The organism is Devosia sp. (assembly GCF_036676215.1).
Taxonomy (GTDB): domain Bacteria; phylum Pseudomonadota; class Alphaproteobacteria; order Rhizobiales; family Devosiaceae; genus Devosia.
In genome coordinates, this window is sequence record NZ_JAKFDJ010000077.1 from 23,896 (window position 1) to 45,358 (window position 21,463).

A 21,463-nucleotide genomic window follows, 5' to 3' on the forward strand; every position below is an offset into this window, starting at 1 on the left:
GACCGCGCCGCCCAGAGGCGACGCGGCAGCTCGGATATTGAGCGTCAGGTGGGGTCGCGGCCATCCATATAGGTGTTGAGGTCGAAGGAGTCGGCATTCTCCTTGGTGATGACCGCAAAACCGTTGTCGACGAAGGGCACCTGCATGGGGTTGAAGCCCGACACCTTGTAGTCGTTGAACGGATCGAACAGCTCGGGATGCGCGCCCATGAAGGTGACCATGAAGCCCATGAAGCCCTGCACGCCCTGGTTGGGGTTGAGGGCCATGTGGATATTGCCGGCCTTGATGTGTTCGAGTGTCGTCGGCGTCACGTCGGCATGCATGATCAGCACATCGGCATTGGCCTCGAGCACTGCAGTGACGGCGCCTTCAGCCGAGCCGGCCTCGGGAATCCAGAGGGCAGCCAGTTCGGGATTGGCCTGCAACATGGACGCGGTAGCGCGATAAGCCGCATTGCTGTCCTGGTTGCTGGCCTGGCGACCAACCAGCTTCATATTGGGATAGTTGGCTTCCATGTAGTCGATCAGTGCGGTGACGCGCAGGTCGTGGTTGGACTGCCCCGGGTTTTCCAGCACGGCATATTCGGCCGCGTCCCCGACCTGGGCGACAATCTCCTCGGCTGCGAACTTGGCTTCGGCCAGATTGTCCGACGTAATATAAGCGGTGCGCTTGGAATTGGGCGAATCCGCTGCAAAGGTCGTGACCGACACCCCGCTGTCGATAGCGCGATTGATCGGCTCGATGAACGGGTCCGACTGCATGGGATGCAGCAGAACGCCTGCCGGGCTTTTCACCAGGTCCTGCTCGAACGAAGCGATCTGCTTGGTGATGTCATAGTCCGGCGTGCCCGAGAAAATGGTCTCGCAGCCCATGGCTTCGGCGGCCTGCTTGAAGCCCTGGTAGACAGGCACCCAATAGGGGTGCGCCGACACCATGACATTCATGATGTAGGTCTCACCCGGCGCGCACTTGAACCCCTCCTGCGCGGCTGCGCCGCTGGGTGCCAAGGCAAGGCTCATCAACACCGTGGCTGCGGCCCCGGTCAATCCGATGGTCTTCATACGTGTCCTCCTCTTTCCTCTGCGCCCAGGCCGACCTTGCGGTTCATGTCCTGCTACGCAAGAAATTTCATATCGCGAATTTTTTCGCAATGAACGGATACAAGCAGGCGTTCGTGGCAGAGTCAACAACCTTGCAAGAAAATTGCTGCACTGAAATTAATCTCACCGTTGGCCCTGGATGCTGAGCAAGGCGATCCAGTTGCGGTCACACGGCTCTCGCCCAAGCGTGACGAATCCGTGCACTCGACAGGCACCACAGGTCACGGCGGTGATCATGATTTGCTAATATCACTAATAATTCCCCTTGCTGGAAGCAAAACTGTGCTTTATTGATAAAATACATGTTCAGGGAGCGACGCAGGTCGATAGACGGTGAGCGGACACGAAACCATACTAGCGGGACAATCGCGGGAGCCTGCAGCCGCCTTGTCGATCTGGCTCAAGGTGCTCAGCGCCGGCCCTATCGCCATTCTGATCATCCTGCTTGTCGTGCTCAGCATCGCTTCGCCGCATTTCCTGACACCACGCAATGTCTCCAACATCCTGGCGCAGACGGCAGTCATTGCCGTCGTGGCCATGGGGCAACACCTGGTGATCCTGACCCGCGGCATCGATCTGTCGGTGGGTTCAAACCTTGCGCTGGCCACTGTGGTCGGTGCGCTGGTTTACAAGGCCACCGGATCCGACGTTTTGACGGTCCTGGCCATGCTGGTCAGCGGCGCAGGCGTCGGCGCCATCAACGGCCTGATCTACACTTTCGGGCGCCTGCCTCATCCCTTCATCATCACCCTGGCAACACTCAGCATCGCCAAGGGGACGGCCCTGCAACTGGCCGATGGGCGGGCCATTCCCGGCATGCCCGAGGCCATAAGGTTTCTCGGGGGCGGTGCATTCCTGGGCGTGCCGGCCTCGTTCTTCGTCGTCGCCGGAGTGGCGGCGCTGATTCTGGTCATGGCGCGGTACCTGGTCTGGGGCCGCTGGATCTACGCGGTAGGTGGCCAGCCTGAAGCGGCAGCCCGAATGGGCATTCCGGTGCGCGGCGTCCTGATCTCGAGCTATGTCATCGCCGGGCTCTGTGCCGGAGTCGGCGCGGTCCTGCTGGCCGGACGAACCGATGCTGGCTCGCCGCTGTTCGGCAACCTGCTCGAGCTCGACACGATCGCCGCGGTGATCATCGGAGGCGCGAGCTTTCTGGGCGGACGGGGCCATATCGGGCATGCCCTGGTGGGCGCCATGATGATCGGTGTCATCCGGAACGCGCTCAACCTGCTCAATGTGGACATCTTCTTCCAGCTCATCGCCATCGGTGTGGTGATCGTGCTGGCGGTCGAGGCTGATGTGCTGCGCAACTATCTTGAAAGTCGCGTCCGCACCCTGCGCGCTGCGAGGCTGCAATGACCAATCCTGTTATTCTCAGCGTCCGCAATGCCACCAAAAGGTTCGGCCCGGTCCTGGCGCTCGACGATGTCAGCCTGGAAGCTCGCCGCGGCGAGGTGCTGGCGCTGCTCGGCGACAATGGCGCGGGCAAATCCACGCTGATCAAGTGCATCAGCGGCGTACACCAGATCGATAGCGGGAACATTGCGATCGATGGCGTGGCCACCCTGCTCCGCTCGCCTGCCGACGCTCGGTCGGCCGGCATCGAGACGGTCTATCAGGACCTTGCGCTGTTCGACAATCTGACCCCCGCGCAGAACTTCTATGCCGGCCGCGAAATCGCGGTGCCCGCCTGGTTGCCGCGCGGATTGCGCTTCCTCAAGTCACGCCAGATGGATGAGAAAACCGCCCGCGTGCTCGACCGGCTCAAGGTGATCCTGCCCAAGCAGGACGCGACCGTCGCTCTCATGTCGGGCGGCCAGCGACAGGCCGTTGCCGTGGCGCGGGCCAGCGTTTTCGCCCGCAAGGTGGTGATCCTGGACGAACCCACGGCCGCCCTCGGCCTGCGCGAGGCCCGCAAGGTGCTCGATCTGGTGGCGCAGCTGCGCGACGAGGGCAATGCGGTGATCCTCATTACCCACAATATGGAGCACGTCACCGAGCTGGCCAGCCGCGCCGTGGTGCTGCGGCAGGGGCGCAAGGTCGGCGAGATCGTACCCACCAAGACCAACCAGCAGGAGCTCGTGGCGATGATCGTCGGAGCCTGACGCTGTCAGCAAATCGGCGCTCCGGGAGGGAGCGTTGATATCGGCCGGTTGCCTTCGCGACGGGCCTCAAGGAGGACACAATGAAACTTAGACGCATAGTAGCGGGAGCGCTGGCCCTGGCTTTGGCCGGCATTTCCCCGGTCATCGCACAGGACAGTATCAAGATCGGCTTTATCACCAAATTCCCGGTCGAGTTCTTTTCGACCATGGAGAATGCAGCCAAGGCTTACGCCGAGACCAATCCGGGCGTGGACATCATCTATGGCCAGGGCGCATCGGGTACCGACATCGAAGGGCAGATCGCCCTGATCGAATCGATGGTCACCCAGGGCGTGCAGGGCATCGCCATCACTCCGGTCGATCCGACTGTGGCACCAGCCCTTCAGAACGCCGTGGACGCCGGCATCAAGGTCGTGCTGATGGACAACGATATCCCCGACTGGACCGGCAAGACAGCGCTTGCCACCACCGACAACTACAATGCCGGCCGGATCGCGGGCGAGTACCTCAAGACCGTGCTGAAGGATGGCGACACGCTGGGTATTCTCGAGGGCGTTCCTGGCGTTCCGGCGCTTGATGACCGCGTCACCGGCATGCTAAAGGGGCTGGCAGGTGGACCCAGTATCGAGATCGTTGGCAAGAACAGCACCAATTGCACCCAGGAATTGGGCGTATCGGCCGCTGAGGATCTGCTGACGGCCAATCCCGATCTGAAGGCCATCTATGCAGCCTGCGGCCCGCCGGCCGTTGGCGCCAGCCAGGCCATCGCGAATGCAGGCATTGCCAATGACGCCATCGTTCTGGTCGGGTTCGACGCCTGCTGTGGCGAGCTCGACAAGATCGTTTCCGGACAGGAAGACGCCACCGTCGCCCAGTACCCCGCCAAAATGGGCGAGCTGGGCGTGGATACCCTGGTCAGGGCCATCCGCGGCGATGAAGTTCAACCTCTCGTCGATACTGGCGCCGGGCTGGTGACCACCGCCAACGTGGCCGACTTCCAGTAGGTCAGTTCGTTTGCGGAGGACGGGACACCCCTGCCCTCCGCATCTCTCCTTCCACGCACTAGGAATAAGCCACATGGACTTTATGGAAGCGCTCGAATGCACCGAGCCCGGCATACTCAACCTCGTCCGCCGACCGGTGCCGGTTCGCGGGGCCGATGAAGTGCTGGTCCGCCCCCGCCGTATGGGCATTTGTGGCACCGATTTCCATATTTACGAAGGCAAGCATCCCTTCCTCGCCTATCCGAGGATCATGGGGCATGAACTGGCCGTCGAAGTTGTCGAGGCGCCTAGCGCCTCCGGCTTTGCGCGCGGCGAAATGCTGGTCGTCAACCCTTACATTGCCTGCGGCTCCTGCGTGGCGTGCCGCCGCGGCAAGCCCAATTGCTGCACCTCCATCTCGGTACTCGGTGTGCACCGGGACGGCGGGATGGCAGGTCTGCTGACCCTGCCCGCCGTCAACTTGATACGCGCCGAGGGGCTGAGCCTCGATGCCTGCGCCACCGTGGAATTCCTGGCTATCGGCGCCCATGCCATTCGCCGCGCCAGACTGGACGGCGGCGAACGCGTGCTGGTGATCGGGGCCGGCCCCATTGGCCTCGGTGTTTCCCTGTTCGCCGCGCAAAAGGGCGTCCACCTCACCGTCATGGACCGTGACCAGGCTCGCCTCAACGTAGCCTCAGGCATTGTCGCCGGGATTTCGACCATCGTGGCCGGTGACGAGTCATTGGCAGCGATCCACACGCTCACTGATGGCGACGGCTTCGATGTGGTGTTCGACGCCACGGGCAACGCACAGTCGATCGAGAGCGGCTTCAACTTCGTGGCCCATGGGGGCAGCTACGTATTGGTCAGCGTCGTCAAGGGTGACATCCGCTTCGTCGACGCCGATTTCCACCGTCGGGAGATGTCCCTGCTGGGCAGCCGCAACGCCACCGACGAGGATTTCACCACCGTAATCAGCGCAATCCGGGACGGATCGGTGAACCCCGATGCGCTTATCACCCACCGCACGACTTTGGCTGCAGCAGCGCAGGATATGCCGCGCTGGGCGTCCGACAAGACCGGATTGATCAAGGCTATTGTCGAGATAGACTGAGCGACGGGTGGTGCGGCGATCAAGCCGCGCTCGCGTCGGCCGCAGGTGTTGGTCTTCGATCGCGAGCGACGACGCGGTCAATGCCCGACAGCTGCGGCAGTGGTCTTTTAGGGGACAAGATGAAAAGCGATGCGGTCTTCAAGGCGGCCTTCAATGATGCCCTTGGGATTGTCGCGGCCGCCGGGGCAGGCGCTTCAGTCCCCGCAGAGACCGAATTGAGCCAGCGCCTCGGTGTGAGCCGAACCACGGTTCGCAAAGTGCTGGTGACCATGACGGAGCGCGGCTACCTGGTTGGCGAGGGTCGCAATCGTGTCGTCGCCCGGGATGTGCAAATCGACGCGGGATTCCCCGTCGAGGAAACGATGGCGGCCTCCACGCAGGTGGAGCGGCAATTCATGGAATGGATGCTGCGCGGGGACACCAAGCCCGGCACGCTGATCAACGAACTCGAACTGGCGCGCGTCTTTGGCGTGGGGACCACCGGCATCCGCGAGTTTCTCAACCGCTTCAGCCGCTTCGGCCTGATCGAGAAGCGCCCCAATTCCGGTTGGCTGTTCAAGGGCTTCACGACGGCGTTCGCATCTGAACTGTTCGAAATCCGGGAAATGTTCGAACAGAGGTCGGCAATGGCCCTGCTATCGCTTCCCCCGACAGCGCCCATCTGGACCCGACTGCGGGCCATGGAGCGCGAACACCTCGATCTGCTGCGTGACATCGATGAGCGCTTTCATGACTTTTCCGATCTCGACAACCGGTTTCACAGGCTGATCAACTCGGCCGCCCCAAACCGCTTCATCGACGACTTCTACGATATCATCACGCTGATCTTTCACTATCACTACCAGTGGAACAAGCGCGACGAGCGGCACCGAAACGAGATCGCCATCGGCGAGCACCTGGACTATATAACCGCGTTTTTTACCCGCGATCCGGGGGCTATTCGGCGGGCTTGCGCCCGACATCTGGCGTCGGCTCAGCGGACGATGATGGGTTCACTCACGCCCTCAGACCAATAGCCCTGTCGCTTAGCCGGCTGCGGCTTTGGATGTGACGGCGTATCCATGGCGGGTCGAGTCTCGTTCGACCAGCTTGCACTCTACCTTGATGCTGCTTGGCGAGGAGTGCAGGCCACTTGCGTCGTCCAGCAATAGCTCGACGGCCACCCGTCCCATTTCATAGAGGGGGAGGACCAGGGTACTCAGCGGCGGGTGCATGTATTGGGCAATTTCGCGGTCGTCGAAACCGATGACGGCTACGTCGCTCGGCACGTCCAGACCCAACTGCCTCAGCGCGTCGTAGCACCCGAGAGCCATCATGTCGTTAGCGCAGAAGATCGCGTCAGGCGGATTGGCCAGCGCCATGAGTTCAAGCGTCATGTCGTAGCCCGCTGATGGCTCCCAATTGCCGGGACGCACGAGCGCTGCGTCAAAGGGAATGTCGTTGCTTGCCAGCGCCTGTTTGTAGCCCTTTAGACGGTCTCGCGCGCCATCAACGCCTTGTTGGCCATTGATGAACCCAACACGCTTTCGCCCCGCCTTCAGCAAGTGCTCAGTGGCTGTTCGCCCTCCCAGCACATCCCCGGGCAGGACGGAATGATGGGCGCGGCCCTCGTCGTAGCAGTTCAATAGAACCATCCGCCGACTGGCCAGCGCAGCGGGAACCTGCACCAGCCGGGTCAGGATGGTCCCGTAAACCAAGCCCAGTATGGGCACTTTATCAAAGCCGGCCAGGATATTGGTCTCGACGTCCGCGTCGGCGTGACTGACGCACATCAGCACATTGATTCCGACCTCGAGGGCCTTGTCGCGAGCGCCTTCGAATGCCAGCGACATCCAGGGGTCGGTGATTATCTCGTCGGCCACAAAGATGATGGTGCCCTGTCCGCCTTGTTCCACGCGCGTGCCGCGGCGCACGAACTTGTAACCGAGGTCCTGGGCGGCCTGCAGTACCCGACGGCGGGTTTCGTCGGTGAGCCTGGCTCCCTTGCTGCCGCTCAACACCAGGGAGACGGTGGCTTGGGAAACCCCGGCCGCGGCGGCCACCGCCATCATTGTGGGCCGGCCACGCGCTGGTCGCTTCAAACCTGTCACGGGCCAATTCCCACAAGATGGGACAATGTCAGCAGGCCTGCTTGGCCGAACGGTCTTGAATTCATCATAGTTCGCCTCGGCGTCGACGCACTCTCGACTGCAAAAGCGGGGTGATCCGGAGCTTGGCAGCAAGAAAAGTTGTTACAGATCATAGCCATCCCGGACGTCAGGCTCAATGGCGCCGCTGCCCGATGGGGCGTATGGGCCGCATTGTTCACTTTTTCTTTTTTGGATCCGGAGGAACGGCAGCGCCATCTGTCCGACCCCGATCCTGCACCTCGCAACGCGTGATAGTAATTAGTAATATCATTGATAATTATCTTGATGGCAGCGGCACGGCGCTTTATTGACAAAGTACATTCAGGGGGCGACGCAGACAGCCGAGGGAGTAGCTGCTGCGGCATAGCGGCTTGGCCTGAATTCTTGGGAGGAAACCGATGAATTTGTCTGCATTGCTCAAACTTGCCGGCGGCACCGCTTCTGCGCTTGTGCTGTCCACGGCTCTCAGCACCGTCGCCATGGCCGAGCCCGCCGTCGTGGCCGGCCCCGCCAGCGACCCCGAATGCCATGTGCCGTGGGCAGAAGACACCCAGTTCTTCCAGTTCCCGGCCAAGGAAGGCCCGTACCGCGTCGCCCTGGCCAACGGCTATATCGCCAATACCTGGCGCATCCAGATGATCCAGACGGCCAAGGCCTATGCCGCCCAGCCCGAGGTGGCCGCACTGCTGTCCGAGTTCAAGGTGGTCTCGACCGGCGAAGATGTCGCCGCCCAGATCTCGGCCATCAACAACTTCATCGACAGCGGCTATGATGCCATCGTCGTCAACGCGCAGAACCCGCAGGCTTTCGCCCCGGTGATCAAACGGGCAAAGGAAGCGGGGGTCGTGCTGGTCGCGTTCGACAACATCCTCGACACGACTGACGCGATCAACGTCAACGTGGACCAAAAGGGTCTGGGCGCCCTGTGGGCCGATTGGCTGGTGAACCACCTGCCCGATGGCGGCAAGATCCTCGAAGTGCGCGGCGTGGCCGGCACATCGGTCGATACCGACCGTCACAATGGCATCCACGAGACGCTGACGGCCAGCGGCAAGCCCTTCGAGATCTTCGAAGTGGTCGGCAAGTGGGATGACGGCACGGCGCAGAAAGCCACGGCCGACGCCATCGCCGTGCAGGGTGCCTTCGACGGCATCACCGCGCAGGGCGGCGATACCGGCGTGGTGCAGGCCATGATCGACGCCGGTCATGCCTTCGTGCCGTTTGGTGGCGAAACCGAAAACGGCTTCCGCAAGTTCTGCGCCGCCCACTCGGCCGATGGGCTCAAGTGCTCGTCTGCTGGTACCGGCCCGGCCCAGGTGGCCGTCGCCATCAAGACCGCTATCGATGCCCTCCAGGGCAAGGTCGTGCCCCAGTCGGTCAAGTTGCCGCTGGCCATCGTCGAAGACCCGGACTTCAAGGACGGCGAGAACTTCTACGCCGACCAGTCCGACAACTTCTTCGTCGGGAACGCCTTCCCCACCTGCGGCATCAACTTCACCGCCCAGGAAATCATGGGCCAGTCGGAGGCCAACCAGTAGGCTTGCGGACGGAACACGGCCGCGGGGGCATCTCCGCGGCCAACAGGGCAAAGGTATCTCTGGTATGAGCGATGCAGCTCCGCTCTTCCGCATGGAAGGCATTTCCAAGCGCTATGGGGGTGTGCACGCCCTCGACAAGGCGGACCTGGTGGTCCGGGCCGGCAAGGTGCACGCGATCCTTGGCGAAAACGGCGCCGGCAAATCGACACTGATCAAGATCATGTCGGGCGTCGTGGCCCCGGATGAAGGCCGCATGCTGCTTGATGGGCAGGAGGTCAGCTTCGCCGATCCCGCCGCGGCCAATGCCGCCGGCATCGTCTGCATCTTCCAGGAATTGTCGCTGATCCCCGATCTCTCGGTGGCCGACAATATCGTCATTTCCAATCCGCCGACCCGCTTCGGCATGATCGACCGCAAGGCGCAGCTGGCCATTGCCATGGAGGCACTGGAGCGCGCCGGCGGCGGTGACATCCATCCAATGGAACTGGTCAAGAACCTGCCGCTGTCGCGCCGGCAGATCGTCGAGATCGCCAAAGCGCTGGCGCGCAAGCCGCGGGTATTGATTCTCGATGAAGCGACCTCGGCGCTGACGGCGGCCGATGTCGAGACTGTGTTCGGTGTGCTCAAGCGTCTGCGCAGCGAAGGCATCGCCCTGCTCTACATTTCCCACCGCATGCACGAGATAGCCGAACTGGCCGATGACTGCACGGTGTTCCGCAACGGCCGCAAGATCGCCACCTACCCTGCCGGCAGCAAGACCGACGACGAGGTGGTCGAGCTGATGATCGGCCGCGAATACAATTCCGTCTTCCCGCCCAAGGCCGATAATGTCGACCGGACAGCGACCCCGGTGCTGGAGGCGCGAGACCTCACCTGGATGCAACGGCTCAACGGTGTGTCGCTGACGGCGCGAGCCGGCGAGGTGGTGGGCCTGGGCGGGCTCGATGGACAGGGGCAGCGCGAATTGCTGCTGGCTTTGTTCGGCGTGCTGCGCGGGGTCTCGGGCGAAGTGCTGATCGACGGCAAGCCGCGGGTGATCAACGGGCCGCGGACGGCCAAGGCGCCAGCTATCGGCATGGCGCTGATCCCGGAAGATCGCAAGACCGAGGGGCTGATGCTGCCCATGTCGGTGCGCGACAATCTCTCGTTTGCCGCGATGAGCCAGATTTCGCGCGGCGGCATCGTCGACCGGCGCGCCGAGAGTGCCGCTATCGACCGAATGATCAAGCTGCTCGCCATCAAGGCGGCGAGCCCCGCCAGTCCGGTGGGATCGCTGTCGGGCGGCAATCAGCAGAAGGTGGTGATCGCCAAATGGCTGATGGTGGAGCCGCGCATCATCCTGCTCAACGATCCGACGCGCGGTATCGATGTCGGCACCAAGCAGGAGATCTATGCCCTCCTGCGGCAGCTCGCGGCAGAGGGTGCGGCAATCATCCTCTATTCGACCGATTATGACGAACTGATCGGCTGCTGCGACCGCGTGCTGGTGCTCTATAATGGGGCGGTCAAGCGCGAGCTGGTCGGGAGCGAGATCACCGAACATGCGCTGATCGCATCGGCGCTCAATATCGACCATCAGGAGGCCGTGGCATGAACGGGCTGCGTTACGGCTTCGTCGAGCAGCGCGGCATGCTGCTGGCGCTGGCCATCTTCATCATCATGTTCGCACTCTATGTCGCCAACCACCCAGCGGGGTTCACGCCCAACGTGGTGCAGACCGCGGCCAACAAGGGGGTGCTGTTGGCGCTAGTCGCCATGGCGCAGACCTTCGTGGTGTTGACCGCAGGCATCGATCTCTCGGTGGGCATGATCTTCATCCTCGCCAATTGTCTCGCCTCCTACCTGCTGGTGGGCACGCCGCTGACGGTGGCCCTGGGCGTAGGCGGCGTACTGCTGACCGGCCTTGCCTGTGGCGCACTTAATGGCCTGCTGGTCATCTATGGGCGGCTGCAGCCCATCGTCATCACCATCGCCACCGGAGCGGTGTTCTTTGGCATCGCGCTATGGATCAGGCCCTATCCAGGGAGCGCGGACGCGTTTTCGTCGGACTTGGCGGATGCGCTGACCGGCAAGGTGTTCGGCGTGTTTCCGGCCAGCCTGCTGGTCCTCATAGTGCTGGTTCTCGTGGTCTGGATGCCGTTCCGCCGCTCGGTGATCGGCCGGGCCGTCTATGCGGTAGGCTCGTCCGAACAAGCCGCCTATATGTCCGGCGTGCCGGTGATGCGGGCCAAGTTCACTGCCTATGTGCTGAGTGGCCTGTTTGCCGCCATGGGCGGGTTGTTCATGACCTTCTTCACCTATTCAGGCGAGGCGTCGCTGGCCAATGGCAATACCTACACGCTGAGCTCGATCGCTGCGGTGGTGCTGGGCGGCGTGTCGCTATTCGGTGGGCGCGGCAGCGCCATCGGTGCCATCTTTGGCGCGCTGGCCTTCCGCGCCATCGGCGACCTGCTCTTCGTCTTTGACTTTGACCCGCTGTGGCAGCCCTTGTTCCAGGGTGTGGTGCTGCTGCTGGCCGTATCGCTGGGTTCGGCCCGCCTGTTCCAGGTGCGCAACCGGCTCGACCTGTTCTCCTGAGGCCTTGATGACCACCGAAAAACTCGACGCCACTCCAGTGCCCCGCTCCAGCTGGACCAGCCGCATCGATCTGCCGGTGGCGACCGCCTTTGGCTGCATCATCCTGCTGCTGCTGATCGGCAGCCTCTATTCTCCGAACTTCCTGTCGCCCGAATACCTGCTGCAACAGCTCAAGGTCGGCGCCTTTCTCGGCGTCATCGCCACCGGCATGATGCTGGTGATTCTCTTGGGCCAGATCGACCTGTCTGTGCCGTGGGCGGTGACACTGGGCGCCATGATGGCTTCGGCCGCCACGGCCTATGGGCCGATGGGCGAGGTCTTCGCCATTCCGTTCGGCGTGCTCTGCGGCGTGCTGATGGGTCTGGTCAACGGTATCGGCGTCGCCTATCTGCGCATCCCCTCCATGATCATCACACTGGCGGTCAACGCGGTCGCGCAGGGACTGATGGTGGCCTATACCGGTGGCTTCGCCCCGCAGGACAGCGCCTCGCCCGCCATGCGCTATCTCGCAGCTGGCACGATACTGGGCGTTCCCAACGCCGTCATCGTCTGGGCCATCACCGGTGCCCTGGCGGTGTTCCTGCTCGGCCGCACCACCTTTGGCCGCGCCATCTATGGCATCGGCAACAAGGAGGCCGCCGCCTACCTTTCGGGCGTGCCGACCCAGCGGGTGGTGATGCTCACCTTTGCCCTCTGCGGTGGCCTCGCGGCATTCGGCGGCGTGCTGCTGGCCGGCTATGCCGGCAAGGCCGCGCAATCGATGGGTGATGCGTATCTATTGCCGGCCATTGCCGCCGTGGTGCTGGGGGGCACCTCGATCCTGGGTGGGCGGGGCAACTATCTCGGCACCATCGCCGGGGTAGTCCTCATCACCCTGCTGCAATCGATCCTTTCGGTGATGCAGATCGCCGAGTTCGGCCGTCAGATCATCTATGGCGGGGTGATCATCGTCATGCTGCTGCTCTATGGGCGAGAGAAGTCCGGCAGATAATTCAACAGTGACCTGATTGCCCTGTGGGGGCGACCTAGTTGTCGTTTCCAAGAAGAGGCGCCCAGGCTGATGGCCTCCCCCAGGTCTGGTTTTGGGGAGACCCCGACAACTTAACGTCCGACTCGGGGTCGGTATCTGCCCTACGGTCTCGCACGCCCGTCTGCGCCGATGTCGTTTACTGCCCCGCACAGCCCCACCACCGTCGAGCTGGCCGGACAGAATACCCCTACATGCGCGCTGCCGACCCCGATCTCCGAGCTAAATTCTACGTCTGCTTTCGCTTTGTTGAGCCAACAACAGGAGGAACAGTTGTCCAAGTTTACAGCTCTCAAGTCCAGCGTCGCACTGGCAAGCCTCATGGTACCTCTCGCCTGGGGCGGCACCGCCTAGGCGCAGGATGCCGTCAATCTGCGCATGACGATCTGAAGCGCTAACGAGGCGCACCTGGCCATGTTCACCGAGATCGCCGAGGGCTTCAAGGCGAGCCACCCCAATGTGTTCCCGGTCATCGTGTCCCTGGCGCGGCACGAGGCCTTGATCATGGAACTTGAGGATTATAGATCGCCGTTCTGCGCCTACCTGTCGAAGCGAGCGGATTTCGATAGCCTGCCTGTCGTCAAACGAAATGCTTACAACCCCGGATGCGTTGATGAGGAGCTGACGAGCGAGTTGTCGGGTGCGATCTGGAACGGATAGGAATGAGTTGTCTTGTCCCAGACGATCGGCTTTCCCGTTGCCTTGTGGCGCGCGAATATGGCGGCGGCGCGCAGCGTGGCGAAGAAGTTCAGCAGGTTTGAAACGACCATTCGCGGTCCCGCCATCAGCCCCTGCCAGATCCCGTAGATGCGGGTTGTAAAGAAGGTGCGTTGCGCCAGCCGATTGCCGAGCAGAATTAGGTTCACCCATAAAAGCGTCCTGTAGAGCTCGGAATCGAGCAGCGCATAGGGTGGCCGTTCGGTCGCGGGCAGGAGTTGGAACAGGCCATGCGCCACAAGGAGGCTGAACATAGCGAAATAGGCAAGGATCGCTGCCGGCGCCGTGATCAGCCCCTTGCGGTCGCGCAAGAAGAAGTATTTCGCGCCGAGATTCCCCTCCCAGCCATGCTGCGTCCACCCCTGGAAGGCGATGCCCAATAGCCAGCGCGCCCGCTGCCGGTAGGCAGCGCGGAAATCCTCGGGAAAAAATTCGCGGGTGGCAACCGTCATGCTGCGCCGGGTGATCTCGGGCATTCCGCCCGGCCCCACCGCCTCGACCACCAACGAAATCGGGAGGCGCACGAAGATCTCCCGCATGCCCATCTTGGCCAGGCGGAAGGCGATGTCGTAATCCTCGGTCAGGCTGGTGGTTGAGAACACCTCACCGGCCCGCTGGTGCCGCAGGGCATCAATGGCGCGATGCGAAAAACAGGCCGAGACCCCGGCGCAGGGCACAACCCCGGTCATGTCTTCGCGCACCACCAGGTCTTTGGAATGCCATTCGGCAAATTCGTCCATATAGGTGCCTGCCACCAGTTCATGCAGGCCGCGCGGAAACGAGAAGACCGGCAGCTGGATCAGGTCCATGCGGTCGAGCAGGTAGTTGAAGAGTTTCAGCTCGTAGGGATGGATCACGTCCTCGCTGTCATGCAGCGCAATACCAAGAAAGGGGGTCCCGGTCCGGCGCTCGTAAGACAGGATGCCGGCCAACACCACATTGAGGCAATCGGCCTTGCTGGTCGGCCCATCGCGCGGCACCACCGACATCGAAACATTGCCGAAGCGCGCCATCGCCGACTCGACTTCGGCAATGGTCTCGGCATCGTTCTGGTAGACGCCCACGAAGAAGTGGTAGTTCGAATATCGGATCAGCGTATTCGAGGTGGTAAGCATGGCCTGGATGACCTCGCTCTCCTTCCATGCGGGCACCATGATAGCGATGGGGCGCTCCGGCTTGGCGTCCAGCGTTTCTGCCTTCAGGCGCGGAAACCGCGCGTGAATCCAGAACCAGCGGTAAAGGCTCCTCAGCCAGTACCAGACGTCGACAAGCAGGTCGTCTAGGCTGGCGACCAGGATCAGAACCGTGATCCCCACCGCCAGCATCTCAACGACGCGCTGATAGGTGGCCAGCGCCAGCAGCAGGTCAATCATTTTGAGGCTTCGCGGTGGGAAAAGCGCTTGAGCAGCGCCCGAGCCATCACCACCACCACGGCGATCACCATCAGTCCGATCAGGCCCCAGAGTGCGCTCTCGGTGCGAAGCACGTCCACGAGATCGCGCCAGAGTTCGCGCGCCCGCTGCAAAATCGAAGGATCGCTACCGGCCGGCGTATCCTGCCAAATCACCCCCTCCGGCCCAACCAGCGCAGCGCTGCCATTTCCCAGGTAAATTCCGGCCGGATCCGGCGGTTCCTGGCCTTCGAGCACGCGGATATCAAGCCTTTGCCGATCCGCATCGGCGGTAAGGCTGGCCAGCGGCTGGTCAGTCGAAAGCGTCACGTCTGGCTGGCCCATTGGCAATACCAGGCCGTCGGCGCCGGCGGGAGTGATGGACAGGATCGGGCCGGCAGGCATGGAGGTTTCGCCGAAACGCACCTCGACTGGGGCCGCGCCCACGCCGAGCCCACTCAGCACGCGGGACGCCAATGTCAGGTAGGCGAGCCCGCCCTCATCCTTGGCCGCCTCGGGCAGAACCAGCGTGCCGCCCTGGCGCAGCGCGCCAGCCACGACGGCAAAGCCCCCGGTGGCGCGCCCTTCATAGTCGATCCCCGTGCCGGGCAGCAATTGCACGGCATGGCCCGGATTAGGGCCGGGGCAATAACCCTCGGCGTGGGCCCGGTCCACCGTCACGCTTAGCCGGTTCGACAGCCGCAGCAGGTCCGCGGGCAGGGTGGTGGTCAGAATGTTCTCGCCGATCTCCGCCCGGCTCGCCGCGATCAACTGGCCATTGAGATAGAGCGTGATCACCGGATTGGCATCCGACCAGTCCGGCGCCACCGTCAGGCGGAGCTTGGTCTGACTGGCGCGGCGACCACTGCCGTCGAGCATGGGGAAATCGAGTCCCAGCTCGCCGGTCTGCACCACGCGCAGTGGCTCCGGCAGCGCGGGGAAGGGCCAGAAGCCGCTCACGGGGTCGCTGCTTGCGACGACCGCGCCTTCCACCCGCAGAGCCTCGCTGGACAGTGCCAGGGGCGCCGCCTGCCAGAGCCGGGCAAAAGCGGCGATATCGGCGTTTTCGGGCACGTCGATGCGCAGCCTGCCCGTCTCGTATTCAAGCCGGATCGTCCCATCCGTGCTGGGCGCAACCAGGCGCATGCCAGCCGGGGCATCGGCATCCGCCTTGTCGGTGAAACGCGCGCGATAGCCCCCTTTGGCGAGCATGGCCGAGAGCTTCAGCGCCGCCGCGCTCGCGCCCGGCGTTAGCGGTAAAGCCACTTCCACCTCCGGCTGCCCCGGCAGCAGCGCCAGTGCATCCTTGAGCGTGGTGATCGCGTTGAGATCAACGTCATAGGCAATCGTGGTTTCCGGCAGGACCTGCAGGGTGTCGGCCGGATCGAAATGGTCGGCGCAGAACTCGGCATGGGCAATCAAGTCGGCGCGAAAGCGCAGGTCGAGCGCCGGCGCACGAAATGCACCGCCCTCATTGATCACGGTATCGAGCAGCACGATTCGAGCGCGCGGGTTCTCACTGAGCCGCAGCGCGTCAACAGGCTGGCCATTGACGATGATGACCACGCTGCCGCGCTGCAGGTTTGGCACCACCGCCCGCGCCTTCATGCCAATGCGCATATTTGCTGCTCCCGCCGGAAGCGGCAGGTAAAAGCTCGACGCCCGGCGACCCGACAACAGGAAGCCCTCGGCAAGACCGCGTTCGCCCAAGGTCGTCACCACCGTCACGGTCTCGGCCATGGCAGGGCCGGTCAGGGCAAGCAGCGTCAGGACAGGCAGCAGGGTCTTACGCATTGTCGAACTCCTGGCGCCGCGGGCAGCGCTCAACCTTCATTCACTACGACGATGCGCTGCCGAATCGCTGCGGCAATTCGCTCCGCCGCTTTACCGTCTCCATAGGGAAAGACCGGCTTTGCCATGCGCGCATACGCCGCCGGATCGGTATAGAGTTTCTCGATCGCCCGGAGGATCCGGCTCCGATCGGTGCCCACCAGCTGGACTGCGCCGCTGGCTATCGCTTCCGGCCGCTCGGTGACATCGCGTAATACCAATACCGGCTTGCCAAGGGCCGGCGCCTCCTCCTGTAGGCCGCCGCTATCGGTAACGACTATCCAGCTAGCCTGCATGGCTGCCACCAGCTGTGGGTAGGCCAGCGGCCGCGTCAGAACGATGCGATCATGCCCGCCGAGCAGCCGATGCGCCAGTGCCAGGGTGTTGGGATTGGGATGGACCGGAAAAAAGAGGCCGATATCCGCGTATTGCTCTACCACCGCGCGAAGGGCGCCGAAAGCCTCTTCCATCCGCAGGCCAAAACTCTCGCGTCGATGCGCCGTTACCAGAATGGGGCGCGGCACCTTGAGAAAATCGGCCGGCAGGTCAGGCCTTTGCGCGGCGGTGGCGAGCAGGGCATCGATGACCGTATTGCCCGAGAGCAGGATATCGGCCTCGGGGACGCCCTCGGCCAGAAGGTTTTGCGCTGACCCCTCGGTTGGCGCGCAATGTAGGCGCGTCCCTAATGCCGCCACCCGGCGGTTGAATTCCTCGGGGAATGGGGCCTGCATGTCCCCCGTGCGCAGCCCGGCCTCCACATGCACAAAGGGCAATCTTCGGTAGAAGGCCACAAGTGCGGTTGCCATCACTGTGGTCGTATCGCCCTGGGCGATTACGCAAGCGGCATCCATGCCGTCGAGTAGCGCATCGAGGCCGTCCATGGCCTGCGATGCCACTTCGAGGATCGAGCCGCGTTGCCGGTCAATGAAAACGTGGTGATCGGCCACCAGCCCAAAATCAGCCATGGCCCGATCAAGCAGTTCGGCATGCTGACCGATGCTCACCACGAATGGCCGGGCCCAGTCGCTACCATCGAGGCGCGCGATCAGGGCCGCCATTTTGATCACCTCGGGCCGCGTACCGACGACACAAATGCAATGCGCCTTGTGTGTGATCAGCGCCCCGCCCTCCCCGCCATCAGCAGGAACGCCAGGAATATCCCCACAACCATGCCCAGCACCGCTCCGGTTACGCCTGCGAAATAGGCGCCGAGCAGGCTCAGGAGCGTGGTGGCCGCAAAGCTGGCAAAGAGCGCCAATATGGGCAGAAGCATACTTGACCGGTCCGGTTCGGTTCGCTTTCGGACACGGCTTGCTCGCCAACACCATCAACCCGTGTTCGAGCAAACGCAGATGACGAGCTAAAGGCTCCAGACAAAATGTCCTGCAATTAACAATACCTTGCTGGATCCACTAAAATGCAGGTCCGCGTTTCAAGCCGGACGAAGCTTTTGCGCGTCATGGTCGCCTTGATCAAGCGAGGCGGTGATGGCTTTGGAGCAATCTTGCGTGGCGACGCTGCAACCGGCAATTGCCAATGCCCCGGCTGTTCTCTGCCAGGGGCGCGTCCTGTCAACCGCCGAAGTGTTGGGGCTTCCCGGAGAGCAGCCGCAGTCCCGCCGCGCTGTGCCGCTGCTGCTCTCCGCCTGGATCGGCCTCTTGCTGATCGCTTCCAACCCATTGGCGGGCCTTGCGACGCTCCTTGCCGCACCGTTGCTCCTGGCTTACATCAATCGACACCAGCTCGTCTGAACGCTATCGGTAGCTTGGCGCTCTGTAGTTGCATCGGACCTTAGCTTCTTGTCCGTCTTGCGCCCGCTTTGGCCAGCTAGAGACCCAGGCATATCGGGTTGAACGTCCGCCGTTCGCTGCGCGTGTCCAGAAGCCCGACAGAATTCGAATCTGCGGCCTCTGCCTTCGGAGAGCTAAATGACCCTATTTTACCACTTGGTTGAATTTTGTAAGTGCCTGAAATATAACAGATGTTATTGTATAACGGAAGACGGTTTTGTCGCTCTTGGTACGGTGTTTTGTCCCAAAACTGTCCCAAACGTAACCTCTGCCTTCCTGGCGGCGATCAAATGCGGTGAATTGGCAGCGGATCGACGCGTGCTCGGGACCAGGTTGAAAGACGACAGAACGACCCAAGCTTGAGCATCGACAGGCGAACGTCATCGATCGCTATCCGAAACACGTCGCCAGCAGAGGACGTCGGCGATTTCCTGCCGGCCTGCACCTGAGCTATGGGCGGCACGGCGAGGCCGTGGATTGAATGACAGCCTTGACCCCTCTTGCGGCTGAACCTGCTATCCAGTTTTGACGGAGAGCCGACGACCCGCTATTGGACGAAGCCGGTGAACGGGTGATCGCTGGTCGATTGCCGGATAACAGCAGGATCGACCAGTGCCTTCCAGCCTTGCCAGCGCGCTCCTGGTGATTGCCATTGCCGCGACCATTCTGCCACCGGGCTATCCAGCCTATATCGGTGCCTATATCGCCCTGCTCGCAGCAATTCTGGCGCTCCTGGGATATGGCTGGCGCGAACGGACAGCTTTTTTGCACCCCACTTCGCTGGCCATTCTTGGCGCCATTGTGCTGGTGGCAGGGGTCCTGCCCTTTGTCTATCGCAGCCCGCAGGACCTCTTGGCGCCTGTGCTGATCCTGCCCATGCTGACCACCATCGCTTTGGGCGTGCTGGCGCGACCAGCAAGGTGGATCCCCAGCCCCACCGTTTTCGCATTGATCTGCCTCGTCGGATCATTCATTGCCCTGGTCGGGGGCGGCTATGAGTATTTTGTGCTCGGCCTCTATCGGCCGGGTCTTGGCAACAATCCCATCCACTATGCGACACTGGCCGCCATGTCGGGGAGTCTGGCCATGATCGGGGTCGTCTCAAGCACGGCTAACTGGCGTTACCTCTTCCTTCTGGGGCCTGTCTTCGGGCTTGGCTGCGCTGTGATTGCCGATTCGCGCGGGCCGATGCTGGGCGCGCTGGCTATGTCGGCCGTTGGCATGCTGGCGCTGACCGTGTGGCTGTGGCGAGACAAGCTGTTTCGGGTTGCTGTCCTAGTCAGCATTGGCATTGCTCTCTGCATCACCGTCTACCTGGTGGGCAGTGGTAACGCCCGGGTCGTGGGTATCATGCAAAGCGGGTTGGATATCTTCCGCTTCACCGGCGGCTCCGACGATATCCGGGCGGCGCTCTATGCGTCAGCCATCGAAATCCTCAGGACGTCACCCATTGTCGGCGTCGGCCTGGGGCAGATCATGGTGACGGCAGAAACCATGTTTCCCGACCTTGTCGTCGGCACGGGCCTCGAAAACCTTCATGCCGACTGGGCCAACTTCGCCGCCATGGCGGGGACATTGGGATTGCTGGCCTGGCTGCTGCTGTTGGCCGCGCCCCTGCTCCTGCTGGTTGACCGCCAGGCGCGGCATGATCGGCCAATCGTGTTGGGCGCGATACTGCTGACGACTGGCCAGTTTACCCTCGGGGTCAGCAACGCCGCCTTCGGCATCCTGCCGCAGACGGTGATCTATGCGGTCGCATTGGGCTATTTCCTGGTCCGAGCGGGACGCCTCTCCTTGTAGCAGTCTACCTGCGACTCGATCCGCGAGCCTTCCATGTAGATGTTTCGACTGCCATCTCGCGTGATACCGCCTACGCAGCGGTGACGGCCCTGCTGAGGCCGCTGCCCTGCCCGGCATCGGATGACTTGAGCCCCGCGTCCATGACGTAGCTTGCGCGTTAGGCGGTGGGCGAGGGGCGAGGGGCGCAGCGTTATCGAGCATTTGCCGCAAACCGAGGGGTTGCCGGAGGGAATTTCGGCTCAACACTGTCGCTGAGCCAGTCATGCTGGCCGCCGGCAGGGTCGCCCTGCCCGGCGCACCAAATCCACCTTCCCACCATGTCCGCCATGACGCTCCGTCAGCGTCCCGTTATCGATCATCCATTGGGGTTTTCGAGCATTCCAGCGTCGTCGCGACCTGCTGGTCGAAATCCTGGCATCCTTCGGCGCCGAGATCACGCGCCTCGGGCGCATCGATGGCTTTATCGCCGTCGACACCGAGGCGCTTTCCGACCCGTGTTCCAGCCGCTCGAAGGCTGGGTGCGCCAGCACAGGCTCGATGCGATCGCCTCCACCGATGGCGACGCCGACCGTCCCCTGCTGATAGACGGCGCAGGCCGTTTCGTGCGCGGCGACGTGCTCGGGCTGCTGACGGCAATCTTCGTTGCGGCCGACAGCGTGGTAACGCCGGTCACTTCCAATACCGCGATCGAAGCCATTGGCTGCTTCGGGGACGTGTATCGCACCCGCGTGGGCTCACCAAGCTATGACCGAGGTCATCCAAGCAGGCGGCCAGCGCGTCATCGGCTTTGAAGCCAATGGCGGAACGCTGCTGGGGAACGATCTGGCGAGCGGCCCCAAGCTGGAGCGTCTGATGACGCGGGACGCCGTGCTGCCCCTGCTCGGCACGATAGGACTGGCCGCGCGTCAGAAAAAGTCGGTGGCCGACCTGGTCGACAGCCTTCCCCTGCGGACGGCCCGCAGTGACAGACTCGAAAGCGTCCAGCAGGCGCACAGCGCCGCCTTTCTGGAACAGCTGAGGCAACCGGAAGCCGCGGCTGCGCACTTTCGACCCCACGGCGTTACCCGTACCGCGCCTCCGGAAATGCGCCCGAGCTGCGTTGCTATGTCGAGGCAGACAACCGGGCTGCCGCGGAAAATGCCCTGGAATGGGGACTGGATGCGGCCCTGCATGCACTCAAGAAGGTCGGCGCTTGAGCCAGGTCAACACTCATTCGCTCTATCTTTACCCGGATTGGCGAGGCAATGCTGCGGCAAGCGGCAGGTAGATCGCGCCACTTGCCCTGACGTCCTTGACCCCGCTGTCCGCGCATGCGACGCCCGTTCGGTGCAGGGATGGTGATAAGGCGAGTTCCGGTCTA

At 62.8% G+C, this 21,463-nt stretch carries 19 protein-coding genes; 13 read left to right on the top strand and 6 right to left on the bottom strand.

Features of this window, described 5'->3' with window-relative positions:
- Nucleotides 1-44: 44 nt before the first annotated feature.
- The gene (locus V6M52_RS08670; protein WP_332685810.1) at nt 45-1,061 is read right to left on the bottom strand and encodes a substrate-binding domain-containing protein; all 1,017 of its coding nucleotides are present in this window, start codon (nt 1,059-1,061) and stop codon (nt 45-47) included.
- 426 nt (nt 1,062-1,487) lie between these two features.
- Here V6M52_RS08670 and V6M52_RS08675 point away from each other — a divergent pair, with 426 nt between their 5' ends.
- The 5 genes from V6M52_RS08675 (at nt 1,488) to V6M52_RS08695 (ending at nt 6,321) form a co-directional block, all read left to right on the top strand.
- Nucleotides 1,488-2,459: an ABC transporter permease gene (locus V6M52_RS08675; protein ID WP_332685807.1), complete on the top strand. Its 972-nt coding sequence runs from the start codon at nt 1,488-1,490 to the stop codon at nt 2,457-2,459.
- A complete protein-coding gene (locus V6M52_RS08680; protein WP_332685805.1) occupies nt 2,456-3,205 on the top strand; it encodes an ATP-binding cassette domain-containing protein in 750 nt (249 codons plus the stop codon). The genes V6M52_RS08675 and V6M52_RS08680 overlap by 4 nt, the downstream gene beginning before the upstream one ends.
- An 80-nt stretch (nt 3,206-3,285) precedes the next feature.
- Nucleotides 3,286-4,209, top strand: coding sequence for a sugar ABC transporter substrate-binding protein (locus V6M52_RS08685; protein WP_332700727.1), 924 nt, complete (start codon nt 3,286-3,288; stop codon nt 4,207-4,209).
- A gap of 73 nt (nt 4,210-4,282) precedes the next feature.
- Nucleotides 4,283-5,305 carry a zinc-binding alcohol dehydrogenase family protein gene (locus V6M52_RS08690; RefSeq protein ID WP_332700728.1) on the top strand — a complete coding sequence of 341 codons (1,023 nt, stop codon included), beginning with the start codon at nt 4,283-4,285 and terminating at the stop codon, nt 5,303-5,305.
- 119 nt (nt 5,306-5,424) lie between these two features.
- Entirely contained in the window at nt 5,425-6,321 is an 897-nt protein-coding gene (locus V6M52_RS08695; protein ID WP_332700729.1) for a GntR family transcriptional regulator, read from the top strand.
- A gap of 9 nt (nt 6,322-6,330) precedes the next feature.
- Here V6M52_RS08695 and V6M52_RS08700 read toward each other — a convergent pair whose 3' ends face one another.
- Nucleotides 6,331-7,356: a LacI family DNA-binding transcriptional regulator gene (locus tag V6M52_RS08700; protein ID WP_332700730.1), complete on the bottom strand. Its 1,026-nt coding sequence runs from the start codon at nt 7,354-7,356 to the stop codon at nt 6,331-6,333.
- Between the two features lie 557 nt (nt 7,357-7,913).
- Between V6M52_RS08700 and V6M52_RS08705 the strand changes: the two genes are divergently transcribed.
- The 5 genes from V6M52_RS08705 to V6M52_RS19965 all read left to right on the top strand — a co-directional run bounded on the left by V6M52_RS08705 (nt 7,914) and on the right by V6M52_RS19965 (nt 13,236).
- Nucleotides 7,914-8,972: a sugar ABC transporter substrate-binding protein gene (locus V6M52_RS08705; RefSeq protein ID WP_442881835.1), complete on the top strand. Its 1,059-nt coding sequence runs from the start codon at nt 7,914-7,916 to the stop codon at nt 8,970-8,972.
- A gap of 64 nt (nt 8,973-9,036) precedes the next feature.
- Nucleotides 9,037-10,566 carry a sugar ABC transporter ATP-binding protein gene (locus tag V6M52_RS08710; protein ID WP_332700731.1) on the top strand — a complete coding sequence of 510 codons (1,530 nt, stop codon included), beginning with the start codon at nt 9,037-9,039 and terminating at the stop codon, nt 10,564-10,566.
- On the top strand, nt 10,563-11,549 hold the full coding sequence (locus V6M52_RS08715; protein ID WP_332700732.1) for an ABC transporter permease: 987 nt from the start codon (nt 10,563-10,565) through the stop codon (nt 11,547-11,549). Before V6M52_RS08710 ends, V6M52_RS08715 begins: the two co-directional genes overlap by 4 nt.
- 7 nt (nt 11,550-11,556) lie before the next feature.
- Complete coding sequence (locus V6M52_RS08720) at nt 11,557-12,540, top strand: ABC transporter permease (protein ID WP_332700733.1); 984 nt, start codon at nt 11,557-11,559, stop codon at nt 12,538-12,540.
- A 450-nt stretch (nt 12,541-12,990) separates the two neighbouring features.
- The gene (locus V6M52_RS19965) at nt 12,991-13,236 is read left to right on the top strand and encodes a hypothetical protein (RefSeq protein ID WP_442881834.1); all 246 of its coding nucleotides are present in this window, start codon (nt 12,991-12,993) and stop codon (nt 13,234-13,236) included.
- Here V6M52_RS19965 and V6M52_RS08730 read toward each other — a convergent pair.
- From V6M52_RS08730 to V6M52_RS08745, 4 genes are read right to left on the bottom strand one after another with little or no spacing between them, the layout of a single operon-like run.
- Nucleotides 13,170-14,666 (bottom strand): glycosyl transferase family protein, encoded by a 1,497-nt coding sequence (locus V6M52_RS08730; protein WP_332700734.1) that lies wholly within the window; start codon nt 14,664-14,666, stop codon nt 13,170-13,172. The genes V6M52_RS19965 and V6M52_RS08730 overlap by 67 nt on opposite strands.
- On the bottom strand, nt 14,663-16,477 hold the full coding sequence (locus V6M52_RS08735) for a hypothetical protein (protein ID WP_332700735.1): 1,815 nt from the start codon (nt 16,475-16,477) through the stop codon (nt 14,663-14,665). Before V6M52_RS08735 ends, V6M52_RS08730 begins: the two co-directional genes overlap by 4 nt.
- Before the next feature lie 29 nt (nt 16,478-16,506).
- Nucleotides 16,507-17,670, bottom strand: a complete 1,164-nt coding sequence (wecB, locus tag V6M52_RS08740) for a non-hydrolyzing UDP-N-acetylglucosamine 2-epimerase (protein WP_332689161.1) — start codon at nt 17,668-17,670, stop codon at nt 16,507-16,509.
- Nucleotides 17,628-17,786, bottom strand: coding sequence for a hypothetical protein (locus V6M52_RS08745; RefSeq protein WP_332689164.1), 159 nt, complete (start codon nt 17,784-17,786; stop codon nt 17,628-17,630). The genes wecB and V6M52_RS08745 overlap by 43 nt, the downstream gene beginning before the upstream one ends.
- Before the next feature lie 235 nt (nt 17,787-18,021).
- On the opposite strand from V6M52_RS08745, the gene V6M52_RS08750 reads away from it, so the two are divergent.
- The 3 genes from V6M52_RS08750 to V6M52_RS08760 all read left to right on the top strand — a co-directional run bounded on the left by V6M52_RS08750 (nt 18,022) and on the right by V6M52_RS08760 (nt 20,894).
- Nucleotides 18,022-18,264 (top strand): hypothetical protein, encoded by a 243-nt coding sequence (locus V6M52_RS08750; protein WP_332700736.1) that lies wholly within the window; start codon nt 18,022-18,024, stop codon nt 18,262-18,264.
- Between the two features lie 651 nt (nt 18,265-18,915).
- The gene (locus V6M52_RS08755) at nt 18,916-20,103 is read left to right on the top strand and encodes an O-antigen ligase family protein (protein WP_332700737.1); all 1,188 of its coding nucleotides are present in this window, start codon (nt 18,916-18,918) and stop codon (nt 20,101-20,103) included.
- A gap of 494 nt (nt 20,104-20,597) precedes the next feature.
- Nucleotides 20,598-20,894 carry a hypothetical protein gene (locus tag V6M52_RS08760; RefSeq protein ID WP_332700738.1) on the top strand — a complete coding sequence of 99 codons (297 nt, stop codon included), beginning with the start codon at nt 20,598-20,600 and terminating at the stop codon, nt 20,892-20,894.
- Nucleotides 20,895-21,463 lie beyond the last annotated feature (569 nt).

Coding starts and splice junctions, on each gene's coding strand:
- V6M52_RS08670 (WP_332685810.1), bottom strand. CDS start 1,061: ATGAAGACCATCGGATTGACCGGGGCCGCAGCCACGGTGTTGATGAGC.
- V6M52_RS08680 (WP_332685805.1), top strand. CDS start 2,456: ATGACCAATCCTGTTATTCTCAGCGTCCGCAATGCCACCAAAAGGTTC.
- V6M52_RS08685 (WP_332700727.1), top strand. CDS start 3,286: ATGAAACTTAGACGCATAGTAGCGGGAGCGCTGGCCCTGGCTTTGGCC.
- V6M52_RS08690 (WP_332700728.1), top strand. CDS start 4,283: ATGGACTTTATGGAAGCGCTCGAATGCACCGAGCCCGGCATACTCAAC.
- V6M52_RS08695 (WP_332700729.1), top strand. CDS start 5,425: ATGAAAAGCGATGCGGTCTTCAAGGCGGCCTTCAATGATGCCCTTGGG.
- V6M52_RS08700 (WP_332700730.1), bottom strand. CDS start 7,356: ATGATGGCGGTGGCCGCCGCGGCCGGGGTTTCCCAAGCCACCGTCTCC.
- V6M52_RS08705 (WP_442881835.1), top strand. CDS start 7,914: ATGGCCGAGCCCGCCGTCGTGGCCGGCCCCGCCAGCGACCCCGAATGC.
- V6M52_RS08710 (WP_332700731.1), top strand. CDS start 9,037: ATGAGCGATGCAGCTCCGCTCTTCCGCATGGAAGGCATTTCCAAGCGC.
- V6M52_RS08715 (WP_332700732.1), top strand. CDS start 10,563: ATGAACGGGCTGCGTTACGGCTTCGTCGAGCAGCGCGGCATGCTGCTG.
- V6M52_RS08720 (WP_332700733.1), top strand. CDS start 11,557: ATGACCACCGAAAAACTCGACGCCACTCCAGTGCCCCGCTCCAGCTGG.
- V6M52_RS19965 (WP_442881834.1), top strand. CDS start 12,991: ATGTTCACCGAGATCGCCGAGGGCTTCAAGGCGAGCCACCCCAATGTG.
- V6M52_RS08730 (WP_332700734.1), bottom strand. CDS start 14,666: ATGATTGACCTGCTGCTGGCGCTGGCCACCTATCAGCGCGTCGTTGAG.
- V6M52_RS08735 (WP_332700735.1), bottom strand. CDS start 16,477: ATGCGTAAGACCCTGCTGCCTGTCCTGACGCTGCTTGCCCTGACCGGC.
- V6M52_RS08745 (WP_332689164.1), bottom strand. CDS start 17,786: ATGCTTCTGCCCATATTGGCGCTCTTTGCCAGCTTTGCGGCCACCACG.